Origin of the sequence: Rossellomorea aquimaris, from assembly GCF_008180865.1 — a bacterium.
Taxonomy (GTDB): Bacteria; Bacillota; Bacilli; order Bacillales; family Bacillaceae_B; genus Rossellomorea; species Rossellomorea yichunensis.
In genome coordinates this window covers 162,188-186,256 of the sequence record NZ_VTEX01000005.1, presented here as the reverse complement: position 1 = coordinate 186,256, position 24,069 = coordinate 162,188, and the positions used below count along the sequence as shown (strand labels likewise).

Annotated in this window: 28 protein-coding genes and 1 pseudogene; 23 read left to right on the top strand and 6 right to left on the bottom strand. The window is 36.3% G+C overall.

What is annotated here, in order from left to right:
* Window positions 1-239 precede the first annotated feature (239 nt).
* From FZC88_RS18830 to FZC88_RS18800, 7 genes and pseudogenes are all read left to right on the top strand, one after another.
* Window positions 240-911 (top strand): response regulator transcription factor, encoded by a 672-nt coding sequence (locus FZC88_RS18830; protein WP_148996017.1) that lies wholly within the window; start codon window positions 240-242, stop codon window positions 909-911.
* Window positions 908-1,933, top strand: a complete 1,026-nt coding sequence (locus tag FZC88_RS18825) for a sensor histidine kinase (RefSeq protein ID WP_148996016.1) — start codon at window positions 908-910, stop codon at window positions 1,931-1,933. Before FZC88_RS18830 ends, FZC88_RS18825 begins: the two co-directional genes overlap by 4 nt.
* A gap of 291 nt (window positions 1,934-2,224) precedes the next feature.
* Window positions 2,225-2,487, top strand: a pseudogene (locus FZC88_RS24585) (hypothetical protein).
* Between the two features lie 348 nt (window positions 2,488-2,835).
* Window positions 2,836-3,702: a GNAT family N-acetyltransferase gene (locus FZC88_RS18815; RefSeq protein WP_148996015.1), complete on the top strand. Its 867-nt coding sequence runs from the start codon at window positions 2,836-2,838 to the stop codon at window positions 3,700-3,702.
* A gap of 128 nt (window positions 3,703-3,830) precedes the next feature.
* Complete coding sequence (locus FZC88_RS18810) at window positions 3,831-4,556, top strand: alpha/beta fold hydrolase (RefSeq protein ID WP_148996014.1); 726 nt, start codon at window positions 3,831-3,833, stop codon at window positions 4,554-4,556.
* Window positions 4,557-4,606: 50 nt separating this feature from the next.
* Window positions 4,607-4,930 (top strand): hypothetical protein, encoded by a 324-nt coding sequence (locus FZC88_RS18805; protein ID WP_148996013.1) that lies wholly within the window; start codon window positions 4,607-4,609, stop codon window positions 4,928-4,930.
* Window positions 4,931-5,104: 174 nt separating this feature from the next.
* Window positions 5,105-5,581 (top strand): SRPBCC family protein, encoded by a 477-nt coding sequence (locus tag FZC88_RS18800; protein WP_148996199.1) that lies wholly within the window; start codon window positions 5,105-5,107, stop codon window positions 5,579-5,581.
* Between the two features lie 482 nt (window positions 5,582-6,063).
* On the opposite strand, the gene FZC88_RS18795 is transcribed toward FZC88_RS18800, so the two are convergent.
* Both FZC88_RS18795 and FZC88_RS18790 read right to left on the bottom strand, forming a co-directional pair.
* A complete protein-coding gene (locus FZC88_RS18795; RefSeq protein ID WP_148996012.1) occupies window positions 6,064-6,858 on the bottom strand; it encodes an SDR family NAD(P)-dependent oxidoreductase in 795 nt (264 codons plus the stop codon).
* 96 nt (window positions 6,859-6,954) lie between these two features.
* Window positions 6,955-7,977, bottom strand: a complete 1,023-nt coding sequence (locus FZC88_RS18790) for an AraC family transcriptional regulator (RefSeq protein WP_148996011.1) — start codon at window positions 7,975-7,977, stop codon at window positions 6,955-6,957.
* Between the two features lie 687 nt (window positions 7,978-8,664).
* On the opposite strand from FZC88_RS18790, the gene FZC88_RS24760 reads away from it, so the two are divergent.
* From FZC88_RS24760 to FZC88_RS18775, 3 genes are all read left to right on the top strand, one after another.
* On the top strand, window positions 8,665-8,859 hold the full coding sequence (locus FZC88_RS24760; protein ID WP_148996010.1) for a DUF6980 family protein: 195 nt from the start codon (window positions 8,665-8,667) through the stop codon (window positions 8,857-8,859).
* A gap of 172 nt (window positions 8,860-9,031) precedes the next feature.
* Window positions 9,032-9,430, top strand: coding sequence for a GNAT family N-acetyltransferase (locus FZC88_RS18780; RefSeq protein WP_262371976.1), 399 nt, complete (start codon window positions 9,032-9,034; stop codon window positions 9,428-9,430).
* A 92-nt stretch (window positions 9,431-9,522) separates the two neighbouring features.
* Window positions 9,523-9,918: an NUDIX hydrolase gene (locus FZC88_RS18775; RefSeq protein WP_148996009.1), complete on the top strand. Its 396-nt coding sequence runs from the start codon at window positions 9,523-9,525 to the stop codon at window positions 9,916-9,918.
* A 234-nt stretch (window positions 9,919-10,152) separates the two neighbouring features.
* On the opposite strand, the gene FZC88_RS24580 is transcribed toward FZC88_RS18775, so the two are convergent.
* The 3 genes from FZC88_RS24580 to FZC88_RS18765 are packed head-to-tail and all read right to left on the bottom strand — an operon-like array spanning window position 10,153 to window position 11,758.
* Window positions 10,153-10,785, bottom strand: coding sequence for an FtsW/RodA/SpoVE family cell cycle protein (locus tag FZC88_RS24580; RefSeq protein ID WP_262371975.1), 633 nt, complete (start codon window positions 10,783-10,785; stop codon window positions 10,153-10,155).
* A 5-nt stretch (window positions 10,786-10,790) separates the two neighbouring features.
* Window positions 10,791-11,423 carry a permease prefix domain 1-containing protein gene (locus FZC88_RS24575; RefSeq protein ID WP_262371974.1) on the bottom strand — a complete coding sequence of 211 codons (633 nt, stop codon included), beginning with the start codon at window positions 11,421-11,423 and terminating at the stop codon, window positions 10,791-10,793.
* Window positions 11,414-11,758, bottom strand: a complete 345-nt coding sequence (locus FZC88_RS18765) for a PadR family transcriptional regulator (RefSeq protein WP_125479584.1) — start codon at window positions 11,756-11,758, stop codon at window positions 11,414-11,416. The genes FZC88_RS24575 and FZC88_RS18765 overlap by 10 nt, the downstream gene beginning before the upstream one ends.
* 506 nt (window positions 11,759-12,264) lie before the next feature.
* Between FZC88_RS18765 and FZC88_RS18760 the strand changes: the two genes are divergently transcribed.
* From FZC88_RS18760 to FZC88_RS18725, 8 genes are all read left to right on the top strand, one after another.
* Complete coding sequence (locus FZC88_RS18760) at window positions 12,265-12,774, top strand: DinB family protein (RefSeq protein ID WP_148996008.1); 510 nt, start codon at window positions 12,265-12,267, stop codon at window positions 12,772-12,774.
* Between the two features lie 161 nt (window positions 12,775-12,935).
* Window positions 12,936-13,220 (top strand): hypothetical protein, encoded by a 285-nt coding sequence (locus tag FZC88_RS18755; RefSeq protein WP_148996007.1) that lies wholly within the window; start codon window positions 12,936-12,938, stop codon window positions 13,218-13,220.
* Window positions 13,221-13,326: 106 nt separating this feature from the next.
* Complete coding sequence (locus tag FZC88_RS18750) at window positions 13,327-13,764, top strand: NUDIX domain-containing protein (protein ID WP_148996006.1); 438 nt, start codon at window positions 13,327-13,329, stop codon at window positions 13,762-13,764.
* A gap of 193 nt (window positions 13,765-13,957) precedes the next feature.
* Entirely contained in the window at window positions 13,958-14,650 is a 693-nt protein-coding gene (locus FZC88_RS18745; RefSeq protein WP_148996005.1) for an aspartate/glutamate racemase family protein, read from the top strand.
* Between the two features lie 153 nt (window positions 14,651-14,803).
* On the top strand, window positions 14,804-15,196 hold the full coding sequence (locus tag FZC88_RS18740) for a hypothetical protein (RefSeq protein WP_148996004.1): 393 nt from the start codon (window positions 14,804-14,806) through the stop codon (window positions 15,194-15,196).
* Window positions 15,197-16,345: 1,149 nt separating this feature from the next.
* Complete coding sequence (locus tag FZC88_RS18735) at window positions 16,346-16,633, top strand: hypothetical protein (RefSeq protein WP_148996003.1); 288 nt, start codon at window positions 16,346-16,348, stop codon at window positions 16,631-16,633.
* A 653-nt stretch (window positions 16,634-17,286) separates the two neighbouring features.
* Window positions 17,287-17,796: a GNAT family N-acetyltransferase gene (locus tag FZC88_RS18730; RefSeq protein ID WP_148996002.1), complete on the top strand. Its 510-nt coding sequence runs from the start codon at window positions 17,287-17,289 to the stop codon at window positions 17,794-17,796.
* Between the two features lie 367 nt (window positions 17,797-18,163).
* Window positions 18,164-19,279, top strand: a complete 1,116-nt coding sequence (locus FZC88_RS18725) for an L-dopachrome tautomerase-related protein (RefSeq protein WP_397541205.1) — start codon at window positions 18,164-18,166, stop codon at window positions 19,277-19,279.
* A gap of 406 nt (window positions 19,280-19,685) precedes the next feature.
* On the opposite strand, the gene FZC88_RS18720 is transcribed toward FZC88_RS18725, so the two are convergent.
* Window positions 19,686-20,048: a hypothetical protein gene (locus FZC88_RS18720; protein ID WP_148996000.1), complete on the bottom strand. Its 363-nt coding sequence runs from the start codon at window positions 20,046-20,048 to the stop codon at window positions 19,686-19,688.
* Window positions 20,049-20,237: 189 nt separating this feature from the next.
* On the opposite strand from FZC88_RS18720, the gene FZC88_RS18715 reads away from it, so the two are divergent.
* The 5 genes from FZC88_RS18715 to FZC88_RS18695 all read left to right on the top strand — a co-directional run bounded on the left by FZC88_RS18715 (window position 20,238) and on the right by FZC88_RS18695 (window position 23,901).
* Complete coding sequence (locus FZC88_RS18715; protein ID WP_148995999.1) at window positions 20,238-20,720, top strand: hypothetical protein; 483 nt, start codon at window positions 20,238-20,240, stop codon at window positions 20,718-20,720.
* Between the two features lie 257 nt (window positions 20,721-20,977).
* A complete protein-coding gene (locus FZC88_RS18710; RefSeq protein ID WP_262371972.1) occupies window positions 20,978-21,814 on the top strand; it encodes a S8 family serine peptidase in 837 nt (278 codons plus the stop codon).
* Between the two features lie 13 nt (window positions 21,815-21,827).
* Window positions 21,828-22,631 (top strand): SAR2788 family putative toxin, encoded by an 804-nt coding sequence (locus FZC88_RS18705; protein WP_148995998.1) that lies wholly within the window; start codon window positions 21,828-21,830, stop codon window positions 22,629-22,631.
* Window positions 22,632-22,647: 16 nt separating this feature from the next.
* Window positions 22,648-23,202: a hypothetical protein gene (locus tag FZC88_RS18700; protein WP_148995997.1), complete on the top strand. Its 555-nt coding sequence runs from the start codon at window positions 22,648-22,650 to the stop codon at window positions 23,200-23,202.
* A 255-nt stretch (window positions 23,203-23,457) separates the two neighbouring features.
* On the top strand, window positions 23,458-23,901 hold the full coding sequence (locus tag FZC88_RS18695; RefSeq protein WP_148995996.1) for a GNAT family N-acetyltransferase: 444 nt from the start codon (window positions 23,458-23,460) through the stop codon (window positions 23,899-23,901).
* Window positions 23,902-24,069 lie beyond the last annotated feature (168 nt).

Genomic DNA, 24,069 nt, shown 5'->3' with positions numbered 1-24,069 from the left:
ATATATCTTTTTTAATTAGTTTGCTTTTAAGATTGCACTCATTTAGTTATCCTCCATATGAAGCTATATTGTATCTTACAGTTTCATTGTAAAAGATATCAATCGACTTCTACCTTACAGATCAGGTTTCCAACCTTACATTTTTGTCAGGATAATGCATTCCGCCGTCATTTTCTATAGTATAAGTAAGAGAATAAGCAATTATCTATTTTAAATCGGACATTTTGGAGGATACCGTTTTGAAAATCATGATCGTAGAAGATGAAGAAATAATTAGGGATATGCTGGAAGAAACAGTCTTGAAATGGGGATTTGATGTAAATAAAACGGAGGAATTCAATGATGTATTTGGGCAGTTTACCAACGAAAATCCACAATTAATATTATTGGACATTAATTTACCGGCATTTGATGGTTTTTATTGGTGTAATAAAATCAGGGATGTTTCCAGTGTTCCTATTATATTCATCTCTTCTCGTAACACCCCCATGGACATGATCATGGCCATGAACATGGGGGGAGATGATTACATCCAAAAGCCTTTTGACACAGATGTGTTGATGGCAAAGGTCAATGCTCTCCTGCGCCGTTCTTATTCCTATATAAATGCAGATGCCAACATATTGGAGCATGAAGGAGTCGTTTTGAATCTGAAGGATTGGCAGTTGTCTTATGAGGGGAGTGCAAGCGAATTGACTAAAACGGAATTCACCATTCTCAAGATCCTCTTGCAAAATAAAGGGGCGGTCGTCAATAGGACGAAACTAATGAGGGCTCTTTGGAAGGATGAAAGCTTTGTTGATGATAATACATTGACCGTCAATATCACCCGATTGAGAAAAAAGCTTGCCGATTTAGGCAAAGAACAATTCATCACAACTAAGAAAGGTGAGGGGTACATCATCCAATGAGTTTACCAGATTATATTAAAGACAAACGCTACTTCTTAACTTTTTACCTGTGTATGATGGTATTCATTTCACTTGTGGTTTTCTTCGGCAATGTGCAAGAAAAAGGTTTGTCATTAATGCTGTACATCAACATCAGCTGTTTCTTTCTTCTCGTTCTTTACATCTCTGCAGGTTTCTTATACAGAAAAAAGTTTTACAGTGAATTCAAATATATGGTTGAAAGTAATCAAGAAGAAGTGCTTGCCGTTTTACCAGATGCTCAAAAACTGGAGCAAAGCCTTTTTTTGAATTTATTTCAAAAAATGCTGGGAAATTATCAAAAGCAACTTCAACTTCTTCATCAAGAAAAGAAGGAGCAGCAAGAATTTATCCTATCATGGATTCATGAAGTCAAGCTTCCGATTGCAGCCAGCCGGTTGCTTATCGAAAATAGCGAAAACAGATCAGTGGAGTATATGACAGATAAATTCGAAGATGAACTGAATAAGATTGATGATTACGTCGAGCAGGCCCTTTTTTATTCTCGTATTGATTCATTCTCGAAGGATTATTTTATAGGAGAAGTACATGCGAATAAAATTATGATAACTAGCATAAAAAAATATGCCAAGATTTTTATTAATAAAGGTATTCGCTTACACATGACTGATGTAGAGATGAACGTTCAAAGTGATAGTAAATGGCTTGGATTTGTCATTGATCAAATCATAGCGAATTCATTGAAATACACCGATGTAAAAGGAGAGATTTCAATCCGTTTCGAGGAAGATTCCAAGGAAAAAAGAATTCTTATAGAAGATAACGGAATTGGAATCGAAGAGGGAGATATCCGTCGTGTATTTGAAAAAGGATTTACTGGAGAAACGGGCAGGAATTATTCCAAGTCCACCGGAATGGGACTTTACCTTGCTAAGAGGTTAGCAACTAAATTAGGTCATGACCTATCAATCGAATCAAAGAAAGACATATTCACAAGGACGACCATTCACTTCCCGAAGATTAGGAGTTACTTATCATTCTAAAATAGGAAACTAATGATAGTGTGAGTTCATTTTTCTGAAATTCGTTTCTTAGTAAGGAAAATCTTCTTGGTGGGGTATTTCTACCTTCAATTAAAGAGGACCTTGATCTAAGAAGGGTTAACGTGCAGATTAGTGGAAGAAGGTACTTAAACTGATGAGCAGGTTTGTCCAATAAGAAATCATAAAAGGAAGAGCATTAACTATAAAATAAGAAGATTTGACGTATGAATGTCTAATAAGAAAGTAATGCAAAAAATGGAGATGAAGCACATTAGTAAACAATAAAAATATATGGAGGAAGTAGCAACTCTTATAAATCTTTATATGTATACAGCAGGAAAGGATTATAAGCTTGCTATGGCGATGGGACTATCATTTACAGCATTAACACTTTGTGCAGATTACAGTTATGTATCCCGGTGGTAAAAGTGGAAGATTGGGCGGCTTTATCGGATGTAGTTCCTGGTATGTCAAGGGCATTATGGTTTTTGACAATTGTTTCTATCTTACTAAATATAGCCCCTATACTTTTAGAACGAAAAGGTAAGAGATAATTACTTATTGTTACATTATTAATATAATATGCAATTGATGTGTAAGTCTTTATGTATGACTAAAAGGGCGATAAGGCTCTCTATACCAAAAGTATAATGGAACCGTCCCCAGTCAGGCATTTAGGCATCAGCTATTTCCAGAAATCAGGCTTCATCAATGGTCTTACAGAAAGCTGGTTTACAAAAAGAAGGAGTATTAAGGCAGAATAGGCTACTACACGAAAAGTATGAAGATGTTGATGTATATATGGTCTTTTACGAAAAGAATACTAAAATTTTTTCTTATATATGGGTAACTGGGGAAGAAAGTAATACTCTCAATATGGAATCGATTAAGGAGAGAATTTAATGATTACAAGTAAGATGGCGAAGTTACACTTAGTCCAGTTTGACAAAAAAGACATCCCGGCTTTAATTGGACTGTCTGAATCAGTTGGGTGGGATTATGATGAACACGAGATTTGGACTGTTATGTCATCTGGTAAAGTATTTGGCCATAAAAATAATGAGGGTAAGATTGTTTCAAGCGCAGCCATTATCCCTTATGAAACGAATCTAGCCTCTATTGGTATGGTCATAGTCAACAAAGAATATAGAGGAATGGGATTAGGAAAAGAAGTGACACAACAATGTATGAATTCTCTTTCAAGTGACTTTTCAATTATGCTAATTTCAACTGAAAACGGAAAGCCTCTCTATGAAAAAATGGGATTTCAAATCGTTGACCATGTGCACAAGTACATATGTGATACCTATTCAACTTCTAATCGAGCCAATAGAAAAGTTATCATTGAACAATTTAATGAGAGCGACTTATATAAAATAATTGAGTTAGATGAAGAGGCTTATGGAGATAAAAGAAGCAGCTTTCTTGAACATAGAATTAATCAATCCAAGGATTGTGTAATGGTGAAAGATACCATAGGGAACATTATAGGTTTTGGATTATCTATATTAGGCCCTATCAATCTAATAATAGGTCCCATTATAGCACCGGATGCTCAGGTAGCATCTATGATTCTAGAAAAGCTGGCTATTGGACATCAAGGCAAATTAAGGATCGATATACCATCAGGTAATGGAGTGTTTATGGAAGCCGTAGAGAAATGCGGGTTTGTAAACGTGAGTAATCCACCCATTATGATGTTTAATTCCACTAAGGTGCCACAGAGAAATGGTGAATTATTTGGAATTGCTGCTCAGGTGTTTGGTTAAGAGACTTCGATATTTATAATTTCTCCGATCTGAATGTCGGTAGCTTCTTGATTCGATTATCGCTGCAGTTTAGGCGAAAAAGCAGCTTTTATGCTATTGATAGTTGGCCAAATGAAGGGATAGATTAAATGACTAAAGAAATGTTAGTGCAAATAAATGGTTGTAAACTATATGCAAAATTGGTGGGAGAAAATCATGAAAAACCAACTGTTGTAATGGATGCTGGATATGGTGATTTTTCGAAGGCTTGGGATTCAGTAATCGAAGATCTTTCAATGCTCTCTAATGTTCTAATTTATGATAGAGCGGGACTTGGGAAAAGTGAGACAAGTTCTAATCCCAGAACTAGCGGTGAGATGGTAAAAGAATTGAAGGAACTTCTTATTGAAACCGACATTAATCCCCCCTATATATTAGTAGGCCATTCCTTTGGTGGAGTAAACTTGAGAATGTTTGCAACTGAATATCAAAATGAAGTTTGTGGACTTGTCTTGATTGATTCTACACCTGAAGATTATAGAGAAAGATTTTTCCCAACAATGTCAGAGGATTTTCAACAAGCTTACAATAAGCAATTCATTTATGAAGGAAATTATGATGAATTTATGGAGAGCTTAAAGCAGTTGAAAGACACTAGACTTAAATTAAATGTCCCACTAATTGTTCTTTCAGCTGGAAAAAAAGCTCATTATTCAAAGGAATCACAAGAGTTATGGAATGAAATGCAGAAAGAGATACTTGAAATATCCTATGTAGGTGAATTGGTGATTGCTGAAAACAGTGCTCATTATATACAAAATGATGAACCAGAAGTGGTAGTAAGTGCTGTGAAAAAGTTGATTGACAGTGTTTGAAGTTAGATTGTGAAAAATTACACTTGAATTAATCGTGGCGATAGCTAATAATGGGTCGATTCTTCAGCTTTATCGATACTCCATTAAAGGGAAGGTTAATTAAACAAGAAGCATTTTGGGAAGTGACTATTATTAAAACAATATTGAGCAATGTAGCATTTGCAGTAGTGACAGTTTTTACGTTATTTCATATAGTAGATAATTATTTGTTAGGGATAGTTCCTTTAATAGGTTTGTGGATAATCTTTGACTACATAAAAAAATTCGAGCAGAAAACGGTTGATATTAAAACGAAAAGAATTGGTGCATTTAGTTATTTTTTTACTGCCATTATAGGCTTGATATTATTCGAACTTGGGAGGGAATTCGAATAAAAAACATCAACACTAAAGAACGAATGGAACATTATAATCTGCGGTTTAAGTATTATGGTACTTTAAAAGCATGGAATAAATGGTTGATATTTTCCTGAGCTGAACAAACATTAGTTTGTTTTTTTGAATTAGTAGCTGGAGAAACTTCAAGGATAAAGAAAAGGAGATGAAATGATGAATAAGTATGGTACATTACATGAATCAAATGGTCGTTATGCTTTAAGATTTGAACGATTTTTCCCTCAAAAGCCAGAAGATGTTTTCCTTGTTATTACAACTCCGAGGTACTTCTCCCAATGGTACCCTTTTGCCACTGGAGAGATGGATGTCAGACTTGGGGGCAAAATTGACTTCGATGACGGAGAAGGAACGACTTATAAGGCTACCATTACTGAGTTAGAAAAGCCATATTTATTTGGTTTCCGTGAAGAAGGTGATCTAGTGAACATATCTTTGCAGGAAAGGGATAAAGGTTCTCTAATGATCTTCACCCATACTTTTGACGACGATTCCTGGGCAGTTAATACCGCTGCAGGATGGCATCGGTGCTTGGATGTCCTTCGCCAGATAGTCAACGGACATCCAGTGGAATGGAAAGATAATGCCTCTGAATTAAAGGAGTATTATCAGGAAGCTTTTCGAGCGAATTAATTAAATAAATTGAGTCAACCATTAGAGACTAATTGGTATAAGGTGCTTATTTCATGCAAGTGCTTTAATTGAATAAGAAAGATTGAAAGCCAACATTAGGTGCTGGCTTTTTATCATACTTAATAAAGGAAGCGGTAGGATGAAAGTCGTTGATTTTTGGTATCTAATTGGCTTGATTTGATGGTTTACTATGAGAAAGTAGAGACTTTATCTTGTATTAAAGTGTTCAACAAACGGGGGCGTTTATTGAAGTACGCGTCCTTTTCCTGTATTTGGCCAGTTAATAGAACAAATCTTTATTACAGAGTAGACTTTTACTATGTAATAACAAATAATTTTCTATTAAGTAATGCATCTTAATAGAGATTTTATTTATGGGAAATAAGTTTTCAACAATCAGGCCAGATTGTTGATCGTTTAACGAAGATTTGTTTTTTGCAAGGATTCTTACTCACCTTGAGAGGTAAGTAAGGGAAAAAGTGCTAGAAAATAGTCGGTACCATGCCTCCATCCATACGAATCGGAGAACCTTTAAAAGCGGAAGCATAAGGGCTACATATAAAGGTAGTTAATCTACCTATTTCAGCTGGCTTGATAAATCGTTGAATTTCAGATTGAGGTAGATTTTTAGTCATAAATTCTTTCTCTTTTGCTGAAAAAGTCATATCTTCATTTGGATACATCCCCTCAATTATATGATGCACATTTTCAGAGAGCGATGGTCCTGGCAAGATGGTATTGATTGTAACTTCTTTTCCTATTGTTAATTTAGATAGGCTTTTTGACAATGATAATAGCATTGATTTTGTCATACAATATTGAGGCATTTGTCCCGATGGCATAACTGCTTCTTCACTCGCAATAAAGATAATTCGGCCAAAATTATTTTTTATCATTTTAGGTAAGTAAAATTTGGATAGTCCATTTGCTGCAAGAACATTAGTACGGATATACTTTTCCCATACTTCATCGTCAACGTCCTCATACTTCATAATTTCATAAATCCCCATATTGTTAACTAAAATATCAATTTGGGGATGTTTTTTACATAATGCTTCCCTTTGTTGATTATCTACAATATCGGCAGCAGCATTTTGAGGGAGGATATCAGGGAACTCTAGCTTAATTTCATTTACAGTTCGTTCTACCTCTTCGTAATTTCGTCCATTAATTAGTACATTAACACCTTCCTTTGCAAGTTCAATGGCAATTGCTTTACCGATCCCTCTTGTTGAACCAGTGACTAAAGCTGTTTTATTTTTTAAGTCCATATCCATAATACATTGCTCCTTTTAGATTGAAAGATATTCCTTTTCCTCTGTAGTTCTTATTCAGTTATCCTGCTGATAATACAGTGTCGAAAAGTAAACTAGTCAATTTATCAAGTTTGCACCGAGATGTTCAGTACGCCATTGTAAAGGGGTAGCACCTTCCCATATGTGAAAGGCGCGGTAGAATGAGTTTTGGTCTTCATATCCAATCAAAAAGGCAACCTCTTTAATATCCAACGACGGGTCTGCCAGGTATTCTCTTGCCTCCTCATGTCGAACTTTTACTAACAAATGCTTGAAGCTTGTGCCTTCTTCAGTAAGCCGTCGTTGCAAGGTTCGATCACTTATCCCTAACTCGCTCGCAATAGTCTGAATGTCAGGGCGACCTCCTGCTAAGCTACGTTTCATGATCCACTTGACCGTCTCGCTAATTGAAGGGCTGCGTGGCTGCTCATTCAACGACTGTTCGAGTACCGGAGTCAGTATCTCTAGCAATTCTGCATTATACGAGACAAAGGGACGATCCAGATCTGCTCGATGTATAGTCAACCTGTTACAATTTGTACCGATCTGAATTCGGCAGCCGAAGTAATCTTCAAGTATCTGCATGTCGCCAATTGAATGGGTAGAAAATTCTACTAACTTTGCTGTCAAAGGTTGACCTGTGCCCCGGCGCCCCAGTTCGAGAAGAAATGCCAAAGTAATGCCAATTAATATGGACAGACCGGGTTGTTCACTATGAAATGTTTTTATTTCAATTGTACAGTGTTCATCTTCCTCGGTGATATGTAAGCTTTCAGGTGGGCAAAGTTGTTTGTACTTGGCCATTCGCTTTAAAGCATCACGGTAGTCACGAGCGTGGTAAGTTGCTAAGACAGTCGGAGGGAAATGATCTGTTTCAAAGGATGTCGCGAGCTTGATGATTCCTTTGGAGGTGTCATCAATGAGTTCGGAAAAAGCCTGCCAGATCGCAAAATATTGGGCTGTGGTGACAAATGGATCGGAAACAATGGAGATTGGCAATTGTGCTTTTTGAACTACCTCGTTGGCGACTATTCCCAATTGACGTAATCCTGTCCAAAATCCTGCAGGGATTTTTATACGATCAGAGGTATAGAACGTCATACATATGGGCCTCCTTTATCTATTTTCATTAGTAGTTTAAGCGTGTCCTTCTTTGCTAATGGTACAGATTAATAGTAACTCTCCAACGATGCTTTGTAACTAGCGAATGGCGACAAAACACTTGCTAACTACGCCAAATAATATTAAAAACGACAGCAGTACATAAAGATCTATTTACTAAATTGGTCAGTTTTTAAAGCTCTATCCGGATTTTTCACTATTCAGCAAACAAAGCGCAATTGTTGAATAAGTAAGATGAGAAAATAACAGATTTATTTGCTGAGCAGTACAAATAAAGGGCAATTACTTTTCTTATTCAAAAGACCGGGGCTTATCATGAGCTGGCTGAGCTTCTTTTGTGTTTGAAATTTTTCTTGAGTAAGCTGCTTGGTTTTGAAATAATTGGTATTAAGTTAAAGGGCAGTTTACTCGAAGAACTAAGTGATTTCCAATAAAAAAGGGAGATTTGATCGAAAGGATTATTCAGCAAAACAAATACGAAATTACAATGAAATATATTCTTGTCACACTTTTCTCATTATCGACTTTAAGAAAGTTAAAAAGAATAGAGAACCTTAGAAAAGAATTAAAAGAACAGCAAAAACAAGAAAATGATTTTAACAAACTATAATGAATTTCCGTTACTTCACTAACCAGTGTTTGTACTAAATAAGGAGAAATGAAATTATGAAAAAGCATTGTTGTGAGGATATGGCTTATCATGCTAACTTCGAGTGTGATATACATAAGAACCCCTTTACATGTCCCGACAAGATAATCATTTTTGACGAAAAGGATAATGACTATGGTTTGATAATTCATGATGGCGGGACGTCAAGTATCAGCATTTATTTTTGTCCTTGGTGTGGTTCGAAAATTTGAAAAAATAATTCTTCCTTGTTGAACAAACGGGAGCGTTTGCTGAACAAGCAGCCGCCTCCCTCCACTACGCCAGTAAGCGTTAGCATCTTCGGCTAACGGGCAGTTTAGTTGAAGAAGAAACTCTGTTAGATTTTTGTGAAATATTGATGTAAAAACATGGGGGAATCAAACCTTGAATACAGAAATTTTGAGCTATACCGAAAGAGCAATTAAAACTCAAGGTGTGATGAAACTATATCAGGATGTAAGTTGGTGGGGGGAAAGGCAAGAACAAGATATTGAGGAAATGTTAATCAAAGGGCTATCAGTAGGAGCGTGGGTAGATGGAACCCTTGTTGGTTTTGCGAGGGCTGTCTCAGACGGGAAATTTAGAGCTTATGTTGAAGATGTGGTTATACATAGTTCATACCGAAAGGAACATATTGGAACAAAACTCGTATCAAAATTGTTAGATGAACTTTCACATATTGATGTAATTAGTTTGTTTTGTGAAGAACATTTAATACCTTTCTATGAAAAAAATAGTTTTAAATACAGCAAATCACAATTTATTATGCATAAAAAACAGTAATTCACTGGATATTTCAACTTCTATTATAGGGGTCGTTTGCTAAACAAGCTGCCTCCACATTTTTTAAAATAACGGATTAAGGGGTTATGGGATTGCGAGATAGAGCTTCGGTAGTAATTGTAGAAAACCATAGGGTTGGACTAATTAAGAGAATTAGAGAGGGAAAAGTATATTATGTTTTTCCCGGTGGTGGAATAGAAAATGGAGAAGCACCGGTAGATGGAGCGAAAAGAGAAGCGTTGGAAGAATTGGGTGTAGAAGTTAAGGTGAATAACTGCATTGCACAGTTTGAATACAACGGAACCCAATACTTTTTCCTATCTGAAATAATTAATGGGGAATTCGGAACTGGACAAGGCGAAGAGTACATAGATGAAAATAGAGATAGAGGTACATATTTACCTATGTGGGTTGATTTAGATAAATTATCATCTATTGATATCAAACCTAAAGAAGTTGCTTTAAAGGTTCAAACTATCTTCAATTAAAGGGGGCGTTAATTCAAGAAAGATTAACGCTTTTTTTAATGAATTTATTAAAAGATGTAGCAGGTTCGTGGAAGAAGGTAATTAAAGACCGCAACGGTAAGAACCGCTTGAGTATAAAGGATTTGGCACTTTTTTATCATTAATAAAGTAGCCCATTAAAAAATCTCAGACTGGCAAATAGTCTGAGATTTTTAGTAATGGCTTCTTGCAGCTTGAATCCATTATGGATCGCTTCTAATTACTTTGCGGACCGTGAGTCAAGGAAACTGTCTCCTTGGTTCTTCGCCTTCTATATACACTTAGAATCAGTCCTGCGGATATCATCTCCAGCAATAAATGTGAACCTCCATAACTCATGAATGGCACGGAAACACCAGTGAGTGGAGATAAACCGAGATTCGTCAGTAGGCTTAGTATAAACTGAGCTGAAAAGACTGCTGCCAATCCTGTAATAAGCAACTTTCCATAAGGTGAATTCACACTTTTGGCGGTAATCGATATTCTATAAATAAAAAATATAACCAGGGTTATAGCCGTGATTGCGGCTAGCCACCCAAACGAATAGATGATGTACGCCAAGATAAAATCTGTATGGACCTCAGAAATGAAACTTGGGCTCACCTGAAGGGCACTTCCTATAAAATAAGCCTCACCTATTTTAAGAGCTTTATAGGAGCTTACCATGGAGTATATCTGAGAAAGAGACAGCAGATTCCAGATGGGCCATATAGAAGCAACAACTGCTAAAGTTATAGTTTGCTTAAGGCTGGACCTTGACGTATGCATGATTGTAGCGCATACAATGATGCTAATTATAGTAGCTGCGAAGGCACCTGTAGTCGCCATTAATGAGATTGGTATGGACATGATACCTATTCCAAACCAAGACTTTCGATTATCATTCCAATCCCAGAATGAAAGATTCCAGCAAAGGCAATGACCAAAAGGAATGGAGTTATTTCAGTGAAATTAATAGTGGCAAAGCCTACATTTAAAAATGGCACATCATCAACTCTAACACCAATGAGAACGGTCAATAAAAGTATGAGGATTGTTGCCGCATAGAAGTGCTTGGAGTATTTCATCAATCTTCTGTAATCAAACATAAATATGCTTAGCATGAGCACGACACCCAACAAGTAGAAGCCAAGACTTTTATTGAAAACTTTCAGTTCTTGAAGTTCTGTAAAAGCCGAATGGAATTGCAAATAATACATAACCAGTAGCCCGAATAGAGAAGCTGTCAGCACTGGCAGCAATGTTTTCACATCCATTGGTGCTTTATGTGTTTTGTTAAACTGCTTTCCCAAAACTCCTGCATCTCCCATACGTGCTAATGCTTGATCTATAGCCTCTTCTTCTGAAATTCCCGTACTCATGGCCTCCTCTTTGAGCGTATGAAGGTGATCGTTAATTTCCAGTTTTATTTGGGCATGTACATCCTTATTTTTAATCCGTTTACACAAATCTCTAATATACATTTCAAACCTATTATCTAATCCCATACGATTTTCTCCCCACTTAAAACTTCGTCAACAGCATTCTTGAAAACGGACCACTCTTCTTTTTTTTCTTGAATAAATTCTTTGCCCTGGTTATTAATCTTGTAATATTTCCTCTTTCTCTTTCCGGTCCCTTCGCCCCAGTAAGATACAATTAATTCTTTTTCCTCAAGGCTGTGAAGGATGGGATAGATCGTGCCTTCCTTAAAACTAAAAATTCCATTAGACTTCGATTCCAGTTCTTTGATAATTTCATAGCCGTACATTGGTTTAGAATTAAGCAAACTCAAAATAAGAGTAGTGGTACTACCCTTTAGCAATTCTTTGCTTATCTTCATATACAGTCCACCTTCCTAATGCATAGTAAATCTATGCATAGTTATTATATGTATAATTTATGATATAAATTAATTCCTGTCAATATGTCTATAAAGAAGAACGGCATGTTTTATATAACAAAGACTCATTAAGTAATTGTTAGAGCACATTCTTTTCATAAATTGCTTTTAATAGTTGAATGTGGTCTCAGTAAAAAAAGGGATAACAGACAAAAAGAATTCCTATCATTTATGATTAGTATGTTTATGACGCAAACATTGAATATTCAACAATCGGGGGCGTTGATTTAAGAAGGATTTACGCTTTTTTTGTTGAAGTTATTGGATTAACGGGCAGGTTAGTGGAATTAAAGTGAATGAATCCAATACTAGTTGTATAAATCAGTTGTACAGAGATAATAAAGTAATTATTTTGCGGTAAAAATCATAAGTAAAGGAAATATCCCTTTGCCAGACGAATAATAGACTAAAAGCAAAATTAACTAATTCCAATGAGGAGGATTCTTGTGCATCCACGACCATTATGTATTGATAATCCAGAGCATGATAGGTATGTTCGTCTTGTTCCAGATGGAGATATTGAAGAAATATTTAGTAACCAACGGACAAAGACCAATGCACTCTTAAGCAGTGTATCAGAGGAGTCAGCAAGGAAGGCGTACGCACCGGGGAAATGGACTTTAAAAGAAGTTATTGGGCATATGACCGACTCAGAACGTGTGATGTCGTATCGCATGCTTGCCATTGCACGAAATGAAAGTGAACCACTCCCATCAATGGAACAGGATCAATACGTCTCTATGGCAAACTTCAACAAATTATCCTGGGAGCAGTTACTAGCTGGTTTAGAAGCGGTGCGCTCTAACACTCTAAGCCTTATATCAACCATTGATGATGCAGCTTGGGTTCGCAGTGGAACTGTAATGGATAGCCCAGTTTCGGTAGGCATCATTGCATATGGGATTGCCGGGCACGAGTTACACCATTTGAAAGTGATTAGTGATAAATACTTATAAGTGGATTTGGGGTCTGACACCCGGCACACGAAAGCGTTAGTATGTCGGGGGGACAGCCCCGTTTCACATTGAAGGAACAGCCGCCCTTTGTTCAAGAAAAGGGCAGGTTAATAGAATACTTTGTAAATGTTGTCCTATGGGAAAATGAGGGAGTGAGTTATATGGATAACGTGATAAAAAGGTTTTTACAATCAGAAATAATGTATCAAGATTTATATGATGAAATAATAAATTTCATCTCAAACGTTCATATAAGAAATGGTGAGTTTGAAGGTAACGAGTTTATTATAAAAAAAATGGACCAAGAGAACTTCATTATCTTTCCAGAATATACATTTCGTGGTGAAAGCCAAAGAGATATTCCATATAGTACATCTATTTATAGAAAAAACCTACTAAAAGAAATTAACGATTATGCACAAAAACAAGAAATAAAAATGAATTAGCTTATAAGGGGGCGATAATCCAAGAAGGATTATGCCTCTTTTGTTGAATACAATAAAGGTTGGTTAGATTTTAATTGGTAGCCAATATTTTTAGGAGGGATTTTATATGTTTGTAGTAAATGTCGAAGGTGCTATTCATCGTAATGGTAAGTGGTTGCTAATCCGAAGAAGTAAAAAAGAGGACCATGCTGGTGGTATGCTTTCACTAGTTGGAGGTAAGTGTGAAGTTGAAGGATTTTCAAGTGATATCCTTGAAAGAACGTTAATTAGAGAAGTTTTTGAAGAAGTAGGCATCAAAGTTATTGATCTTAAGTATGTGAACAGTTCCTCTTTTGTAACTCAAGCAGGAATCAATGTAATTGATGTTGTGTTTCTGTGTCGACCAGAATCGGGGGAGCCATACGCTAAAAGTACAGAAGAAGTTGATGATGTTTTATGGATGGCTACTTCTGAAATCCTGAGAAACCAGGAATTGCCTGAGTATTTAAAGAAAAATTTAAAACTTGCGGAGAATGCTTTAGAAGAAAAATTTTATGTAAAATAAAAACGGTTATTCCGTTATTGGGCGCTATTCTGTAACAAGGATAAGTGTTCATTTTCATTTTAGTACCATATTATTGAATACTACGTAGGGATTATCAATCAGTTTATTGAATGTTTTAAGAAGATGTATTTTTGTTCCATAGGAACGTTGATTTGAATTAGAATAACAAAAAAGGCTGAGACGGGGTTTTAACATGAAGGTTATTGGTCTTATTGGTGGAATGAGTTGGGAATCCTCTGCTGAATATTATCGGATTATTAACGAAGAAGTGAAAAGAAGATTAGGGGGGTTACATTCTGCAAGATGCCTTTTATACAGCGTTGACTTTGAAGTAATTGAGCGTTATCAGTCAGAGGGTGACTGGAAAAAGGCTGGTGAAACATTGGGGGACGTTGCACACTCTCTTGAAAAAGCTGGCGCAGATTTTATCGTCATATGCACCAATACCATGCATAAGGTTATTGGTGATATACAGGAAAAAATAAATATACCTATTTTGCATATTGCAGATGCAACAGCTCATCAAATTAAAGAGCAAGGAATTAATTCAGTAGGGTTACTCGGCACAAGGTATACGATGGAGCAAGACTTTTACAAATTACGTTTAGAGTCTAAGGGTATAAAGGTTATCATACCAAATGACAATGAAAGAGAGATTGTAAATAAGGTTATTTATGAAGAGTTATGTTTAGGTAAGGTTCAACAAACATCTAGAGATTATTATAGAAAAGTTATCCAAGGTTTAATCGAAACTGGAGCTAAAGCTATTGTATTAGGTTGTACAGAAATTGGATTATTGATAAAACAGGAGGAATCCGATGTTCCTCTGTTTGACACAACTTATATTCATGCTCTTGAAGCAGCGAATATGTCCATAAAGAAGTAGCGATTTATGCATCTCTTTCACATTTATTGATATTACACAAACTGGGGGCGTTTGCCGAACAAGCAGTCGCCCCTGCATTGTTCAATTGGGCAGGTTAACAGCTGCTTATGATAATTCGTCTGAGTAATAAAGTTGTAAAGTAGGAGGTAAGTATTGAAAAAAACAATAGTAATAATATTTATATTTTTTTTCTTTATAGCTTCATTTTCAATTTTTAAATTTCTGAACCAAAAAGTAGAATACGAAGTCCTAAATGTCAAGGATGTTCCAACCCAAATTCAGGATGACATATCAACTAAGTCTCAAAATGAAGGTTTCACTATCCATCATTTAGATAATTACACCTATATATACTATAAAATTGCCCCCACAGAAAATGAGTATATTTCTACTGACTTATACGCCCGCAAGGAAAAAGATGAATATATCATTACTTCGGTAGTGGATTGGGCAACTAATGATGACTTAATTTCATATGAAAAAGTAATTAAATTCGAAGAGGTCTCTGAAAATGATATTGTACTAATAAAAAAAGATAAGAGATAAACCTTTATAAAGAAGCTGTAAAATTGGCAGCTCTTATTTTTATTTCTTTTATCAAAATAAAATAAATTTTAACAGTGCCAATGAACAAATATGCTTTATATCAGTAGTAATTTGCTATTAGTGTAGCTGTGTTGAGGACCCAACGCAGATTGTTGTTGAGGGTGTTTTAACGAATGGAGCTGTTCTTATTTTTGTATTTTTCATATTATTAGCAAAGGGAATAGGCGGTTGAGCCCATACGATATTTTGGTTAATTTAGCTCAGTTAAAAAACAAATGGTAAACGTTAAATGTAAAAGTCAATATTGGGGGGAGATTGTTGTATGAGGGAATTATTGGGGGAATCGGTAACATCTGTGGAAGTCTTAGGTGCAATTGTGATCGTGTTTTTTTGTTCACTTTTTGTTTACAAAGTTTAAAAAAGTGTTAATCACTCCCTTCGTCGTAACGCTTCTAGGTTACATCGCTTTTATTATAGGGATTGTCTATATTAGAGGTTGGACTGGAATGGGGTGGATGGTTTGGGGAAATATCATAATGGCAATTGGAATTCTTTTTTACCTGGGACTGCAGATATTTAGTATCTTTCGTAAACGGGCTTATAAATGGAAATCAGCTGAATGATTTTCAATTAAACCAATATAAAAATGCCATCTAATAGAAGAGAATTATTCCATTAACGGGGCTTATCCGGAGCAGGATAAGCTTCTTTTTTGTTTAAAGTTTTCCTTGAGTAAAATGCCATTTTTTGAAATAATCGGTATTAAGTTAAAGGGCAGGTTAGTTGAATAAAGATATTTATTTTTATTAGTGACTTAGGAGGATATAGATAAAAGTTATTGTAAAGAAACACCCATTCTTAAAATATAGTTTTCTTGTTAATTTCGCCTTTTTATGTCTTTTAACTGGATACATTCTAGGAAAGTGGACTATTGCAATTTAATTATAGTTTTTGGTTCAAATAAAGATTTAATCGGTTTAAATAGATAGAGTACTCTTCCGCTATAGGGGGCAATAACTGAAGGTCAGCCAACTGTTCCCAGGCAATTTCCACCTTCCATTGTTGGGAAGGTTAGTAGGAATAATAGGAAATTTAGATGAAGAACATTATTGCATGACATAAATAAAAATATATTGGAGGGGAATAGTTATGTGGGTAATATTAGGAGTTATTGCAATAGTAGCAACTTTTATAAATCTTTATATGTATACAGCAGGAAAGGACTATAAGCTCGCTATGGCGTTAGGATTATCATTTACAGCATTAACACTTTGTGCAGATTACAGTTATGTATCTCGGTGGGTAAGAGTGGAAGATTGGGCGGCTTTATCGGATGTAGTTCCTGGTATGGCAAGGGCACTATGGTTCTTGACAATTGTTTCTATCTTACTAAATATAGCCCCTATATTTTTAGAACGAAAACGTAAGAAATCATGACTTATTATTACATCAACACCTTGTCATTCTTCGAACAATTTTAGAAAGTGCGTATAGGATTCACCCACTATTGAAGGAAATCTCCCAATTACTTAAGGAGCAGATTGAACGTCCGGTTACTATTGTTCCTTATCCACTGCCCTATGATTTGGTTGATCAGTTTTTCTTTACAGCCTGGAGAAAGCCAGCCTCTATTTAGACAATGATTTTCAGCGCGGAACTTCTCCACTTGCTAAAGGGGGAGATGATATTCGGTGGTTGGATAAATTAAGTCCGGACCTGGAGAATGGAATTGGTTTGAAAATAATAACCACATTATGACTAGATGAGTACAATTGTGGTCATTTCTTTTTAGTCGTTTATAAAGTATTCCTCATCGGAACCTTTTGTTGCTGTCCAGCTACTTGTATGTAGGTACACGACAATAATGTATTATGTCCCCAATCTTCAAGTTAAGAGGGCGTTGATCTAAAAAGGATTAACGTTTTTTTGTTGAAGGTAGTGGATTAACGGGCAGGTTACTTGAAGAAGGAATCCAAATAATCGGTATCGAATTATATTATAAATTTCATAAGGAGATAACAAACGATGAAGTTCAATACCGTTCTCATTGATAGATTGTTTATATAATGTACGAAAGGCTGGAATAAATCATGGCAAAAAAAGAAGCACCGAAAATTCAAACCGAACGATTGGTTTTACGTCCGAGAGCGGAAAAAGACTTTCCCAATATGATTAAAATGTTTAACAATGATGAAGTAAGAGAATTTCTTGGAATTAATCCCCCTCGTGATGAACATTCAATGTTAGAAATGGTTAGGAATCGTACTGAAACAAAATGGGCTGTCACATTAAAAGATACGGATGAATTCATCGGTGATGTAATGATTCCAGAAATAGCAGAAGGTTACCTTGGCGAAATTGGTTATCGCTTCATGAGGGAGCATTGGGGATGCGGTTTTGCGTATGAAGCGGTTTCTGCGGTCATTGAGCATTGTAAAAGCACATTAAACCTTAAACGCCTATGTGCTACTATAGATAATAAAAATATGCCGTCAAAAAAGTTAATTGAAAAACTCAGGTTTACTTTGGTAGCGGTGTTGCCTGAATCGAATTTAAGAGGCAGAGTTGCCGATATAGCTTACTATTCTCGTATAGTATAAGCAACCTTATGCTCTCCTGAGAAAAATGAACAAACAGGTGAGTGTTTAAATGGGGGATATTTTTGGTCAAGCGATATGATTTTAGTGAAGAGGATTAGGCGGGAAGATATTAAAAGAGTTGTTAAACAACTAATAATAGATGGTGAATTTGAAAGAGTATTTAATCTTTGTGAATAATAGGCTTATTCCATTAACGGAAGCTATAGCTGAAGATCGATCAGACAGCTGATCTTCAGCGTTTATTCTTCCTGACAGACTTATAAAATTCAGAAAACGATCAATTCAATAATCTTTTCGTATAAAAAAACTTATTAGGAAACATGCACTAGAAAAAATATAAATCATATATAGGTGATATCCCGTTTGAATGCTTGAGGAGGATATTATGAAACCACCTATGTTACCTAGTGAAAAATATTTCGGCAATTTAGAACTAGTTTATTCATTTTATGGGGCTATGCCTACAGGTGTTAGTGTTTCGGAAACTGGTCGTATTTTTATTTGTTTTCCGAAATGGGGAGACGATGTTAAATTTACGGTAGCGGAAATTGTTGAGGATATATTGCAGCCTTATCCTAATTTACAAACCAATTCGGTTAACCCTGAGAATATCACAATGACTTTCATCAGTGTCCAAAGTGTAGTTGCTGATGGAAGGGGAACGCTTTGGGTATTAGATACAGGGGCACCCAATTTTTCTGAACCAATTAATGGTGGGGCGAAATTAGTCGCTGTTGATTTAAAAACCAATACAATTAGAAGAGTATATACCTTTACAGAGGATGTTGTCCTGCCAACAACTTACCTGAATGATGTCCGGTTTGATTTTCGTGTTGGAAACGCTGGTTACGCTTATATAACGGATTCTTCTTCCAAAGGACCAGGAGCTATTATCGTCGTAGATTTAGAAAATGGAAACGCATTTAGACGGTTAAATGGAGCAAATTCAACTTCACCCGATCCCTATTTTATACCGAAAGTAGAAGGAAAAGTGTTGATGAATCGAAATAAAGATGGCGGGACTTATCCCTTTAGATTGGCTTCTGACGGTATTGCGATTTCTCCTGATGGAAAGGTTTTGTTTTTTTGTCCACTAACAAGTCGTCATCTATTCTCGATCCCAACAGAGGCCCTGAGAGACAGAAATATACCGGACATGGATCTACCTTATCATGTGGAGTATTGGGGAGAAAAAGGTGCATCTGATGGAATGATTACAGATGCAAAAGGGGTCGTTTATGCTGGAGATTATGAGAACAATAGTATTCGAAAGATATTGCCGAATGGCACAATGGAAACCATCGCACATGATCCGAGAATTTTATGGCCGGATACTTTTTCGATTGGTCCGGATGAAAACTTATATGTCATTGTGAACCAATTACATCGACAGGCAAGATTTCATTATGGAAAAGACCTGCGACAAAAACCTTATAGTTTACTTCGTATGAATATTGATGAATTACCTGCATCTACCATTTGATGAAAAAATAGTTGGTTCATTTTTTTGTGAAATTTGACTGTAGAGCCAATAGGTCGTAAATTGTAAAAGTAAAAGAAAACGCGGTTGAAAATGAGGGGAATCGTATATTTCCCTTTTTTACGTAAGTCTCTTTATATTTTGAAATGATTTATATTAGTACATATAACGCATTCCTATAAAGAAAAAGAAGAAGAATGGAAGGAATATTTGAAGAAGCTATGAGAACAAATATCAAGATAGAGTAAATAATAATAAATTAATGAAATGTTTAAAGTGTTAAAAAACTTACCTCATTTAAAAATGCTGTCACCTTCAGTTATTTTTGAAGAGAAGTCGGCCATAGTAAAGCGGGGACAGTTTCCTCTCTATCCAAAAACGATAATGGAACCGTCCCCGGTCAGCTATGTTAGTTTACCGAATCACGCAGATAGGAAACGGCAATCCGAAATGCCTTTATCCTTCTCTCGATGTAGGTACGCTGCCCACTTCCGGGCTTCAGCTTCTCAAGAAAGGAAGGAAGCGTCAACAGCAAGCCCTCCAAAACCCCTTTTGCCTCTTTCAAATCTTCTTTGCTGACATCTAAATCCTTGCCTTCCCAACGTGCATGCAGCACATCTGTGCCAATCCTTGCTGCTTTCAATCGCTTCTCAAGCAACTTTGTCTGAGTGGCACCAGGTTTCATATGAGCAAGGGCATTTTCCGATTTACGAATGATCGATAGAAACGCTTCAATTGAATGCTGCTTTTCTTCAGCTGTCATATTTTCCATGAGTCAATCACCTCGTTTCTCTTAGAATAGTCTATTTGTAGTGTAACAAAAATACATAACCAGTACTGATATTTGATAAAGTGAGTCTAGATAAAATAGATTATTAAACTCACATAACTTTACAAGAATTCTAACCTGCCACAATATTAAGCTAATTGAAGAATTCGAGAAATAAGGAGTATGAACCAAATGGAAACAAAAGATAAAGTTCAAGCAGAGACCCTGCTCAACCACCTTTTCCGAGGATCTCAACTGGATGGAGTTCAATTCGGGATATCACCAGGCCCTTTTAGGCTATCTTTCTTTCATTATAAAAACACCGATGTCGAGGATGCTCAACTCTTTTTAAACATTGAATCTAAGTGGTGCCTTTTGTCCTCAAATGTAAAACAGTATCCTTCAAAAGAGGATGAAATAGAAGATCTTTCTGAAGAGGAAAACTATCTTCAAATCATTCGAATGAGAAGACAAGTGGTGGTAAAAGTTGAACTGGTTGACGAGCATGCTCCCCACTTACTCATTCGATTTGAAAACGATCATTCATTATTTATAAACGGATATCATGACGAATTTGAATGTTGGCAAGCAGGGGTTGATGGGGTTAGTGAACTCGTAATTGCCTTACCAGGAAAAGACCTGGCTATCTGGCCCCCTGATCATCTTCCTGAATGATGAAGGCAGATTGATTTGAGATAAGGGATTAGTGTGAAAAAAGGTAGAAAATACGCTTTTTCTCTGGTGGGATTGGGCGTATTTTTTGTGCTTTTAATAAGGAAAGAAAAGTTAAGGTTCCTTTAAGCTTCCGTTAAGCTTCCTGTAAATTTCCACCAGTATAATGGTAAAGGAAGAATTCTTCAAAAAAGGTTGAATCGATCGATTTATCAACAGAATGGATCTTGTCAAAAAGTGGGTTGACCAAGAGGAAGGTTATGTCAAACAAAATGAAACGTAAAGAGACTTATCGTGTAATAGGCATAATTGCATTGTTGTTCGGAGTAGCGCTGTTGCACTTGATTAATGAGAAGCAGCCAATCAAGGTAGCTGTACTTGATAGTGGAATCAATAAAGACCATCCGGCATTAAAAGGAAAGATACATAAATCATTTAATGCCATTCAGCCGAATCAGCCGATTGAAGATCATTATGGTCACGGGACTCCAATCGCAGGCATCATAGCTGCCGAGGATTCGGGAGGCGAAATGAGCGGACTGGCTCAACATGTGTCCATTTATGATGTAAAGGTTCTAGATAAGAAAGGCAACGGGAAGGTAGCTGATTTGGTCAAAGGAATTAACTGGTGTATCCAAGAGAAGGTAGACATCATCAATATCAGTTCCGGTTTTCAAGTAGATGATCAACATCTTAAGAAAGCCATTGAAGAGGCGCTTTCTTCAGGGATTATCATCATAGCGGCAGCAGGGAATACACTTGGGCAAGAGGCTGACTATCCGGCACGCTATGAAGGCGTATGGTCCATCACATCTGTAAACTCCGAAATGGTCCGGTCTTCATTGGCCGCAAAGGGGAAGGTTGATTTCGCCGCAACTGGAACAGAGGTTCTTTCGACCAATAAAGATGGGGACTTGGAAACATTCAGCGGTACTTCCTTCGCTGCTGCCCAAATATCTGGATATACTGCCCGCATACTAAATCGTGAGCACAAAGGGATCAAGAACATTTACAAGATGTTACAAAAAGAAGCGATCGATTTAGGAGAAACAGGACCGGATCAAGACTATGGACATGGACTTGTAAGAATAAAATAAAGAGGTGCGCACATTGAGAAAACTAGTATTAAAGTGTTTGGTCATCACATTATTGTTCTCCATACTCCCTCAAGGGACCATGGCAGCAACAGAGGAAAACGCTCAACCACAAGGAATCGATTTAGAACAGGCTGAAAGGTCGCTTAGTGAGGAACATGATGTCGATCTTTCAGAACAGGTGAAAGTAGAGATTAAAGAAGATACGGATGAGAAAATTGTTTTAGATATGAAAGTGGATGAGGAAGATCTTAAAGTTGATACAGAACTTACCATGGACCTAGAGAGTCAAGATGCGATGATCACAGGTAAGATCATGGATGAATCAGGAAATGAATATGATGAATCCTACCATGTTGTCTTCCACGAAGTAGATGATGAGATACTGATCGCTACTTTAACCGATACGCAAACAGGTGAAGAGTACGAGATCAACTCTACCACTCTACAAGCTTCAGTTATTCCGATTATAGTGGGTATTGTATTAAGATTAGGTATAAAGTATGCTATTAAAAAGTTTGGAAAAACAGCCGTAAAGAATGCCTTGAAACAAAGCTTAAAGAAAAAATGGAGTGCAGACGATTTAAAATCACTTCCAAAAGCAGATCAAAATGATATCAAAAAAATGTACGGCACTGCGTCCGATGCCTGGGATTTCTTCAATGCACAAGTGTCCAGTCATAGGGAAGTATCACCTGGAGTATTTGTCGGAAAAGACAAAAACGGAGTAACCTTTACATACAGGAAATCTTCTAAATCAGGTCCTCCTACCATTGATGTAAATGGCATAAAAGGCGTTAGAAAAATAAAGTTTCTTTAGGGAAGGAGGTATATAAATGGAAAGAGTACAAAAGGCAGACGACATTTCCCGTTTAAAGGAAGCCTTCCAGAGAGTATGTAAGAAATCGGATCCATTTGGCAATCCATTTCAAGAAACCCTGAGCGAAAAGGTGCTGATCTTCCCGACCAACGGATATTATCTTCAGGAAAATCAGTTCCATGCTCTGATGAAAACCATTGAACAGGTTGGACAGGGGACCTTTTTCGTGTCGGAGTCGGAAGGAGATTCTTTTAATCTTTCACAGGACTTTCACTCGGAATTGGCACCACAGCACTGGATTGCCGAGAATACCATTGCCTACGAAGACTATCAATCCATTCCTCTTGTGGTCGAGAATTCCCTCTATTCCCCACAAGGAGAGTGGGGCTTGCAAATATCTCATGAAAACCACGCAGTCCTTGCTGGGAATTCAATATTAATTGACACATTTAAAGAAGCGTATCCCGAATGGAAAGAGGATAAAGAAAAATTTCTTCAATATTGGGTTGGTGCAAATAAGGAATTTTCTACGGATATTTCATGGGTTCACGACTTCTTAAAACAATTTTAAGCAAAAGGTCTACAAGACCGATTTCCACATTCATCATAAAAACCGGCCACTTTTGTATTGGCCGGTTATTGTGGTTTTTGGTGTTCGGCCCTCAGCATGTTAGCGTTTTATTGTAGTGAGGGTCAGACACTACTTCTCTGTACTTGTTCTACTAAAGGTCAAGTTAATGGAAGACCTCTTGCTCAAAATGGTATTAGTAAGATAGCATTCAATTATATTTGTTTTTTCTAAATTTGTGGAGGTATAGATAATTCCATGAGCAATTTGTATTTTAGAGATATTGATAAAACTAATGTATGTATAGTAAAAAATATAAAATTAAAACCTGGCCAAGATAAATTTATTGAAACCGTAGAAAAATGTCTGGAAGAGGCTAAGGCTCACCATGAATGGCACCCGGTAGCTATATATTCTGATGAGGAGATAATTGGATTTGCAATGTATGGTTCGTTTGGTTCAAATAAAGATACTTGGATTGATAGAATAATGATAGATCAAAATTTTCAAGGTAAAGGCTTTGGAAAAATTGCAATGACTAAACTTATAGACATAGTTTCGAAAGAATATGGGGTAAACGTTATTTATTTAAGTATCATTGAAGAAAATAAAATAGCTCATCGTTTATATGAAAGCATAGGTTTTGAGTTAACGAATGAAAGAGACCCAAATGGAGAACTTATTTTTAAGTACACAAGATAATTAAAGGATTCTATTTTTAATTAAAGTGAAGGGGTTTATCCAATGGTGGGTAACCTTTTTTTGTAAAAAATCTTCTTGAGTAAGATATTATATTTTGAAATAATTGGTATTAAATATAATTGTAGTTTGATCGATGAATAATTACTTGTGAAAGCAATTCACAAAGAA